We start from the raw sequence: 7,001 nt of genomic DNA, 5'->3' as shown, positions 1-7,001 counted from the left end.
GCCGGCCGCCGCCCCGCCCGCCGGGACGCCCGCCGGGAGCAAGCTCTGCGTGGCCTGCAGGTCCGGCGTCGTGGACCCCGACGGGTACTGCGAGAACTGCGGGCACGCCCAGCCGCGCGAGCGCGACCACATGGAGGAGGAGCTCTCCTCGGTCGCCGCCGTGAGCGACCGGGGCCTGCGGCACCACCGCAACGAGGACGCGTTCTCGGTCTCGGCCACCGCGCTGCCCGACGGATCCCCCGCCGTGCTCGCGATCGTCTGCGACGGCGTCTCCTCGGCGACCCGCCCCGACGAGGCCTCGGCCGCCGCGGCCCGCGCGGCCGGGCAGGCCCTGCTCACCGCCCTCCCTCTCGGCACCCACCCCCAGCAGGCCATGCACGAGGCGATCGTCGCCGCATCCGAGGCGGTCAACTCCCTGGCGGAGGAGCCCGGCCAGGACGGCGCCGACCACGACCCGCACCGCCACCAGAACGCCCCGGCCTGCACCATCGTCGGCGCGGTCGTCGCCGATGGACTGCTGATCGTCGGCTGGGTCGGCGACAGCCGCGCCTACTGGGTGCCGGACGACCGGACAGCGCCGCCCGCGCGGCTCACCCAGGACGACTCCTGGGCCGCCCAGATGGTCGCGGCGGGCCTGATGAACGAGGCGGAGGCGTACGCGGACGAGCGCGCCCACGCCATCACCGGCTGGCTCGGCGCCGACGCGTACGAACTGGAGCCGCACACCGCCGCGTTCAAGCCCGACCGCCCCGGGGTCGTCGTGGTCTGCACCGACGGCCTCTGGAACTACGCCGAGGCCGCCGAGGAGATGGCCCGGGTCGTCCCCGCCGACGCCGCGGGGCGACCGCTGCACGGCGCCCAGGTGCTCGTCGGCCACGCCCTGGACGGCGGTGGCCACGACAACGTAACAGTGGCGCTCGTGCCGTTCGCCCTCTCTCCGCAAGGGGCAGGATCGGCCTGAGCGGTCGCCGGCCTTCTTGTCCCCCTTCACACTTGTCTGTCGAGGAGCCTCAACTCATGGCGAACTTCTCCAAGTCGCAACGGCCCCAGTTCTCGGTGGACGTGTACCAGAACGAGTTCCTGCCCGAGGGCGGGCGGGACGTCAGCGCCATCGTCACGGTCACCTCGACCGGCGGCGGTACCAGCGGCGGCGCGGGAGTGAACGGCACCGGCGCGGACGCGGCCGTGGTGATCATGGTCGACTGCTCCGGTTCCATGGACTACCCCCCGACCAAGATGCGCGGAGCCCGGGACGCGACCGCCGCCGCCATCGACGCCCTGCGCGACGGCACCTCGTTCGCCGTCGTCGCCGGCACGCACGTGGCGAACGAGGTGTATCCCGGCAACGGCCGGCTCGCCGTCGCCGGACCGGCCACCCGCGGGCAGGCGAAGGACGCCCTGCGCCGGCTGAGCGCGGGCGGCGGTACGGCGATCGGCACCTGGCTGCGCCTCGCCGACCGGCTGCTCGCCTCGGCCGACGTGTCGATCCGGCACGGCATCCTGCTCACCGACGGACGCAACGAGCACGAGTCCCCCGAGGACCTGCGGGCCGCGCTCGACGCGAGCGCCGGCCGCTTCACCTGCGACGCGCGCGGTGTCGGTACGGACTGGGAGGTCAAGGAGGTCACCGAGATCGCCTCGGCGCTGCTCGGCACGGCCGACATCGTGGCCGATCCGCAGGGCCTCGCGACGGACTTCACGGTGATGATGGAGAACGCCATGGGCAAGGAGGTCGCGGACGTCGCGCTCCGAATGTGGACCCCGGTCGGCGTGGAGATCGTCTTCGTCAAGCAGGTCGCCCCGACGGTCGCCGACCTGACCGGGCGCCGCACGGAGGCCGGGCCGCGCGCCGGGGACTACCCCACCGGCTCGTGGGGCGACGAGTCCCGCGACTACCACGTCTGCGTGCGGGTCCCGCAGGCCGGGATCGGGCAGGAGATGCTCGCCGCCCGGGTCTCGCTGATCGTGCCCGACCGTCTCGGCGGGACCCCGACGACGCTCGGCCAGGGCCTCGTGCGGGCCGTGTGGACGGACGACATGGCGATGTCCACCTCGATCAATCCGCAGGTCGCGCACTACACGGGCCAGGCCGAGCTGGCCCGTGTCATCCAGCAGGGCCTGGACGCCCGCAAGTCCGGCGACCACGACGGGGCGACGGCCAAGCTGGGGCGCGCGGTGCAGTTGGCGGCCGCCTCCGGCAACGAGGACACCGCGAAACTGCTTTCGAAGGTGGTGGACGTGGTCGACGCGGCGGCGGGTACTGTGCGTTTGAAGGCGAAGGTCGCGGAAGCGGACGAGATGACTCTCGAGACCCGCTCCACCAAGACGGTTCGCGTCAAGAAGTAGCCCGGCCAGGGGGCCGGACGACGAGAGGGGGAAGCACCGACATGCCGACCTGCCCGAACGGACATCAGTCGGTCTCCGACGACTGGTGCGAGGTCTGCGGACACCGCATGACCGGGGCGGGTGCGCCGGCGGGTGCCGTACCGCCGCCTCCCCCGCCGCCGCCCGCGTACGGCTACCCGGGGCCCGGCGGCCCCGGCCAGGGTCCCGGTCCCGGGGGTTACGACCCGAACGCGACCGCCCAGGCGGAGCTCTGCCCGCAGTGCCGCACCCCGCGCGAGGCCATGGCGCCGTTCTGCGAGGAGTGCCGCTGGAACTTCCTGACCAACACCGCGACCTCGTACACCCCGGTCGCGCCTGCCGCGCCGCAGCAGGGTCCGCCGCCCGGCCTCAATCTGCCGCCGGGCTTCCAGAACCCGCCCCGGCCCGCGCCGCCGCAGCCCCAGCCGCCGCAGCCGGATCCGTACGAGTACCAGGGCTCGCGGCCCTCGCAGATGAACCGGCCGGCCGAGCCGCTCTCCGCCGACCCCACCCCGCCGCCGCAGGTGCAGCCCCCTCAGGCGCCGCAGCCGCAGCCGGGGTTCCCGCAGGGACAGGGGTTCCAGCAGGGACCGCCGCCGCCTCCGCCCGCCTTCTTCCAGGCGCCGCCGCAGGCGCCCGCGCCGCCGCAGGTGCCCGCGCCTCCCGCGCCGCCCCAGCACCAGGCGCCGTCGCCCGGTGGCGACGACTGGGTCCTGCCCCCGCCCTCGCAGCCGCAGGCGCCCGCGCCCGTACAGGCGCCGCAGCCCCCGCAGGCTCCTCAGGCCCCGCAGCCGCAGTACCAGCCGCCGCGGCCGGCCGGGGGCTGGGCCGCGTACATCGGTCCTGACCGCGACTACTTCATGGCGATGATGCAGCGCAGCGGTCCCGAGGCCTCGGGCCTGAACCTGCCCGCGTACTCCCCCGCGAAGCACCTGCCGCTGCAGGGGAACCAGGTCAGCATCGGCCGTCGCCGCCACTCCACGGGCGAGTCGCCCGACATCGACCTGTCGGTGCCGCCGGAGGACCCGGGCGTCTCGCACCAGCACGCCGTGCTGGTGCAGCAGCCGGACGGCTCGTGGGCGGTGGTGGACCAGAACTCCACCAACGGCACGACGATCAACGGTGCCGAGGAACCGATTCAGCCCTACGTGCCGGTCCAGCTCCAGGACGGCGACCGGGTGCACGTCGGCGCCTGGACGACGATCACGATCCGGCGCGGCTAGGGCCCGTCAGCTGCTCGGCAGGGGCCAGGCGTACGGCCCCGCCGGGTCGTCCAGCCAGGCCCACTGCCGGCCCCCGCTCACCGTCACCCCGAAGCGCTCCCGCTCCGGCCGCCGTTCGCGCTGCCAGAGCGAGAGCGCTTCGCGCACGTCGAGGGTCTCCTCCGTCAGCGTGCGCAGGAACTGGAAGCGGTCGTCGTCGAAGACGTGCCGGGGCAGCCCCATCGGCCGCGCGCGCGGGAAGCGGGCGTTGCCGCCGCGCAGGGCGACGAAGTACGCGGACGTCGCGAGGAAGCGCCCCTCGGCGTGCGCCTCGTCGGCGACCTCGAGCAGGAGCAGCCCCGTGGAGAGCGGAGTGAGGACGCGCGCGTCGGGGCGGCACTGCGCGAGCCAGGCGTACGGCACCGACGGCACGGTGCAGGTCGCGACGATCCGGTCGAAGGGAGCGCGCCCCGGGCAGCCCCGGGCGCCGTCGCCGGTGAGCACGGCGGGCCGGTGCCCGGCGACGGCGAGATGGGCGCGGGCGGACTCGGTGATCTCCTCGTCGATGTCGACGGTGGTGACGTGTTCCGCGCCGAGCCGGTGGCTGAGCAGCGCGGCGTTGTAGCCGGTGCCGGCGCCGATCTCCAGGACGTCGTCCCCCTCACGCACGTCGAGCGCCTCCAGCATCTGGGCCATCAGGGAAGGCTGGCTGGAGGAGGTGACCAGTTCCCCGTCCCGTACCCGGGTGGCCAGCGGGACGTCCCGGTAGGCCCCGCGCAGCCAGCGGGACCGCCGGGCGGGGTCCGGGTCGCCGGACCAGAGGCGTTCGTAGCCGCCGGTCCCGGAGACGTAGTAGTAGGGAACGAACAGATGCCGGGGCACCTCGGAGAAGGCCGCGTGCCAGGCGGGGTCGCGGAGCGCGCCGTGCGCCTCGATCTCCCGCACGAGGGCTCGTCGCGCCCGCGCCCCGTCCTGCGCGAAGGCGTCCCCGGCGAACCCGTCCCGCTCCCGCTGAGCGCCCATGCCTCCACTGTCCTGCGCGGGCGCCGGGGAGGCGAGCGGTCCCGGCGCCCGCCTGCGGTGCCGCCGGCGGTCCCGGCGGCGGTCCCGGGGATGGTCCCGGCGATGGTCCTGGACCTCCGGTCCTAGGCCGGAGCATCTGAGACGATGGAACGGTGAACGAGATTCCGCGCGGCACGCTTCAGGAGCAGACCTTCTACGAGCAGGTGGGTGGCGAGGAGACCTTCCGGCGTCTCGTCCGCCGCTTCTACCAGGGAGTCGCGGAGGACCCCCTGCTGCGCCCGATGTACCCGGAGGAGGACCTCGGACCGGCGGAGGAGCGCCTCGTGCTCTTCCTGATCCAGTACTGGGGCGGCCCCCGCACGTACAGCGACCACCGCGGCCACCCCCGGCTGCGGATGCGGCACGCGCCGTTCCAGGTCGACCGGGCCGCGCACGACGCCTGGCTGAAGCACATGCGCGCGGCGGTGGACGAACTCGGTCTCGCCCCCGAGCACGAGAGCCAGCTGTGGAAGTACCTGACGTACGCGGCGGCCTCGATGGTGAACACGGCGGAGTGACCGCGACCGCGAACTGACGACGGACGGACCGCGGACTGACGGATTCCGGAGCCTGCGGCCCGGATAACGGTCACGATCCAGTCAAGGTCCGCCTGCAAGCGGTTTCCAGCGGCAGGCGCCCTCTGAAAACATCGGACGAACGTTCGGCGGGGTTCAGGGGGATGCGTGACCGGTTTTGTACTGCTGCGTGTCAGGGCGCACCGGTTGCTGCTCGCCGCGGCGCTGCTCGCGGTCCTCCTGACGACATCCGTCCTCGCCGCCCTCGCGGCCTTCTCCGGCTCGGTCGGCAACGCCGCCCTGCGGGGCACCCTCCAGGGCCGGGCGGCGCCCGGCGCCGCGCTCGTCGTCGCCGGGCAGGTGCCGAAGGAGAAGCGGGAGAGCGCCGACGCCGCCGTGCGCGCGTCGGCGGGCCGGACCTTCGACGGGCTGCCGGTGAGCGTACGGAAGCTGGAGCGCTCGGGCCCGTACGCGCTGCCCCGCACGCTGCAGAGCCCCGCCGCGCGCCAGGGCGAACCCGATCTCACGCATGTCGCGGCCCTCGACCGGTCGCGGCTCGCGCTCGTCGCGGGCGCCTGGCCCGGCCCCGGCGGCGCACCGTCCCCCGGCGACACCGCGTCCCCCGCCCCCGGCGGCACGGCGTCCTCCGGCAGCGCACCGTCCTCCGTCGACGTGGCCGTCCCCGAGGAGGCGGCCAAGCGGCTGCGGATCGGCCCCGGGACCGTCCTCGACCTCACCGACCGGCTCGGTGGGAAGCCCGTGCGGGCCCGGGTGACCGGGCTCTACCGGCCGCTCGACCCGGGCGACCTGTACTGGCAGCTGGACCCGGCGGGCGGGCGGGGCGTGCGGACCGTGGTCTTCACGACCTACGGCCCGCTGCTCGCCGACCCCGCCGTCCTCGCCTCCGGCCGGGTCAGCTCCGGCGAGACGTCCTGGCTGGCCTCCGCCGACTACGGCGACGTGACGACCGAGCGCATCGGGGCGCTGAGCGCCGCCGCGTCGGCCGAGCCGAAGGCGCTCCTCACCGACACGGCTCCGTTCGGCACGACCGTCACCGCGCGCACCTCGCTGCCCACCGTCCTGGCGCAGACCGAGCGGGCCCTGCTCGTCTCCCGGTCCACGCTGATGATCGTCGCCGTGCAGCTGGTGCTGCTCGCCGCGTACGCCCTGCTGCTCGTCGCCCGGCTGCTCAGCACCGAGCGGTCCGGCGAGACCGCGCTGCTGCGGGCCCGGGGCGGTTCGCGGCGCCGGATCGCCGGGCTCGCCGCCGTGGAGGCGCTGCTGCTCGCGCTGCCCGCCGCCGTGATCGCCCCGCTGCTCGCGGGCCCGCTGACCCGGCTGCTCGCGGACCGTTCCGCCCTCGCCGCGCTCGGGGTCCGGCTCGACGACATCCCGCTGGGCCAGGTGTGGCTGGTCGCGGCGCTGGTCGCCGTGTGCTGCGCGGCCGCCGTCGTGGCGCCCGCGCTCGGCACCGGGGACGGCGCGGGGGTCAGCCTGCGCAAGAAGCGGGCCGCGTCGCTGCCGGCGCCGGTGCGGGCGGGCGCCGACATCGGCCTGCTGGTCGTCGCGGCCGTCGCGTACTGGCAGCTCGACCGGCAGACCGGCGGCGTCGCGGCGGTCGTCTCCGAGGACTCCGGCGGCTCCGTGGGCCCGGGCGGCTCCGGCGGCTCCGGGGCGCTGACCGGTGACAGCACGGGCGCGCTCGGGATCGACCCGCTGCTCGTCGCGGCCCCCGCGCTCGCGCTGCTCGCCGGCACCGTCCTGACCCTGCGTCTGCTGCCGCCCGCGGCCCGGCTCGCCGAGCGGTACGCCGCGAGCGGCCGGGGCCTGCCGGCCGCGCTGGCGGGCTGGCAGTTCA

6 protein-coding genes are annotated in these 7,001 nt (G+C 75.3%); 5 read left to right on the top strand and 1 reads right to left on the bottom strand.

What is annotated here, in order from left to right; translation table 11 throughout:
* The 3 genes from AB0E14_RS38930 to AB0E14_RS38920 form a co-directional block, all read left to right on the top strand.
* The coding region (locus AB0E14_RS38930) for a PP2C family serine/threonine-protein phosphatase (RefSeq protein WP_362430051.1) at positions 1 to 961 on the top strand (961 nt) is incomplete at its 5' end.
* A 56-nt stretch (positions 962 to 1,017) separates the two neighbouring features.
* The gene (locus AB0E14_RS38925; protein ID WP_362430048.1) at positions 1,018 to 2,346 is read left to right on the top strand and encodes a VWA domain-containing protein; all 1,329 of its coding nucleotides are present in this window, start codon (positions 1,018 to 1,020) and stop codon (positions 2,344 to 2,346) included.
* Between the two features lie 41 nt (positions 2,347 to 2,387).
* Entirely contained in the window at positions 2,388 to 3,587 is a 1,200-nt protein-coding gene (locus AB0E14_RS38920) for an FHA domain-containing protein (protein ID WP_362430045.1), read from the top strand.
* Between the two features lie 6 nt (positions 3,588 to 3,593).
* Here AB0E14_RS38920 and AB0E14_RS38915 read toward each other — a convergent pair whose 3' ends face one another.
* Positions 3,594 to 4,589 carry a methyltransferase domain-containing protein gene (locus tag AB0E14_RS38915; RefSeq protein WP_362430042.1) on the bottom strand — a complete coding sequence of 332 codons (996 nt, stop codon included), beginning with the start codon at positions 4,587 to 4,589 and terminating at the stop codon, positions 3,594 to 3,596.
* A gap of 152 nt (positions 4,590 to 4,741) precedes the next feature.
* Between AB0E14_RS38915 and AB0E14_RS38910 the strand changes: the two genes are divergently transcribed.
* Positions 4,742 to 5,146: a globin gene (locus AB0E14_RS38910; protein WP_362430039.1), complete on the top strand. Its 405-nt coding sequence runs from the start codon at positions 4,742 to 4,744 to the stop codon at positions 5,144 to 5,146.
* 165 nt (positions 5,147 to 5,311) lie between these two features.
* The coding region (locus AB0E14_RS38905; RefSeq protein WP_362430036.1) for an FtsX-like permease family protein at positions 5,312 to 7,001 on the top strand (1,690 nt) is incomplete at its 3' end.

The organism is Streptomyces sp. NPDC047981, assembly GCF_040653315.1.
Lineage (GTDB): Bacteria > Actinomycetota > Actinomycetes > Streptomycetales > Streptomycetaceae > Streptomyces.
The sequence above is the reverse complement of the archived record's forward strand: the minus strand, read 5'-3'. Positions and strand labels throughout refer to the sequence as shown.

What these genes read in the sequence shown, in the direction of transcription:
- AB0E14_RS38925 (WP_362430048.1), top strand. Translation starts at nt 1,018, where the DNA reads ATGGCGAACTTCTCCAAGTCGCAACGGCCCCAGTTCTCGGTGGACGTG.
- AB0E14_RS38920 (WP_362430045.1), top strand. Translation starts at nt 2,388, where the DNA reads ATGCCGACCTGCCCGAACGGACATCAGTCGGTCTCCGACGACTGGTGC.
- AB0E14_RS38915 (WP_362430042.1), bottom strand. Translation starts at nt 4,589, where the DNA reads ATGGGCGCTCAGCGGGAGCGGGACGGGTTCGCCGGGGACGCCTTCGCG.